This window comes from Vibrio sp. D173a (assembly GCF_030248475.1).
In genome coordinates, this window is record NZ_JAHGAH010000770.1 from 1 (window position 1) to 1,381 (window position 1,381).

1 protein-coding gene is annotated in these 1,381 nt (G+C 47.3%); it reads left to right on the forward strand.

Annotated elements, in window-relative coordinates; all coding sequences use genetic code 11:
* Positions 1 to 138: 138 nt before the first annotated feature.
* Positions 139 to 1,350 (forward strand): cysteine desulfurase CsdA, encoded by a 1,212-nt coding sequence (csdA, locus tag KIV40_RS29155; RefSeq protein ID WP_285352715.1) that lies wholly within the window; start codon positions 139 to 141, stop codon positions 1,348 to 1,350.
* The last annotated feature ends 31 nt before the right edge of the window (positions 1,351 to 1,381 follow it).

Sequence of the window (1,381 nt, forward strand, 5' to 3'; positions counted from 1 at the left end):
CGAGTCAAACAACAAGAAGACTCATGGGATAAATAGACAGAGATAATTTGTCCCCAAGACCGCACAACTCACGATACAATTAATGGGGTGCTATCGATAAAGCACCCTATTCGAACATCAACTCTTAGGTAATCTTAGATGCTAGACATCCAGCACATTCGCAATCAATTTCCAGCGCTCACTCAACAAGTCAATCAACAGCCTCTGATTTACTTAGATAGCGCGGCGACTACACAGAAACCACAAGTAGTTATCGATGCGATCAGTGACTATTACTCTAAGCAAAAGGCCAATGTACACCGCGGTAGTCACAGCCTTACAGCCCATGCCACCAGCCAATTTGAAGCGGCTCGCGATAATGTCGCTGCATTCATTGGTGCAAGCTCAAGCAAAGAGATCATTTGGACACGCGGGGCGACGGAAGCACTGAACCTCATCGCTCAAACCTACGCTCGAAATACACTTCAATCTGGTGACGAGATCCTAGTGAGCGAGCTTGAGCACCACGCCAACATAGTTCCTTGGCAGATAGTCGCTGAGCAAACAGGAGCGAAGGTCGTCAAAGTACCTATGACCAAAGAGTGTCACTTCGATTTAACCGCTTTTGATTCGCTATTGAGTGAAAAAACCAAGATTGTGGCACTAGCACAGGTTACTAATGTCACGGGTACGCGCCAGCCTATCGAAGAAGTGATAGCAAAAGCGCACTCCATCGGGGCAATTGTTGTGGTAGATGGAGCACAAGGTGTGGTTCATGAGCCAGTCAATGTGGCTGACATGGATGCCGATTTCTACGTATTCTCTGGCCACAAACTCTATGCTCCTGCAGGGGTGGGTGTGCTTTATGGCAAATTGGCGTTACTCGAAGCGATGCCGCCTTGGCATGGTGGCGGAAAGATGGTCGAGCGTGTTTCTTTCGAGGGCACGACGTACTCTGCAGTACCCGGAAAGTTTGAAGCTGGAACACCCAATGTAGCAGGTGAGATCGCATTGGACACTGCTATTCAATGGCTAAACCAGTTTGAGCAATCCGAGGTTGAGGCTCACATTCATCACCTAGTAGATATGACCTATCGAGCTCTCTCACGATTGGATGATATTGAAGTGGTTGGTTACCAGCCAAACTCAAGTGTAGTGACCTTTTTGATGGATGGAGTGCACCACCAAGATATTGCTACGTTATTGGATCAGCAAGGCATTGCGGTAAGAGCAGGCCACCACTGCGCACACCCTTTGATGGATGCTTTAGGCGTTAAAGGAACAGTACGAATTTCGTTTGGTATATATAACAATACCGATGATGTTGAAATACTAATTGCCGAGATTGAAAAAGCGGTGGATATGCTATAGCGAGTACGCGAGTAAGCGAGTAAGCGAGTAA

Bases quoted from the DNA above. Each gene is read 5' to 3' on its own strand.
- csdA (WP_285352715.1), top strand. From the start codon at position 139: ATGCTAGACATCCAGCACATTCGCAATCAATTTCCAGCGCTCACTCAA.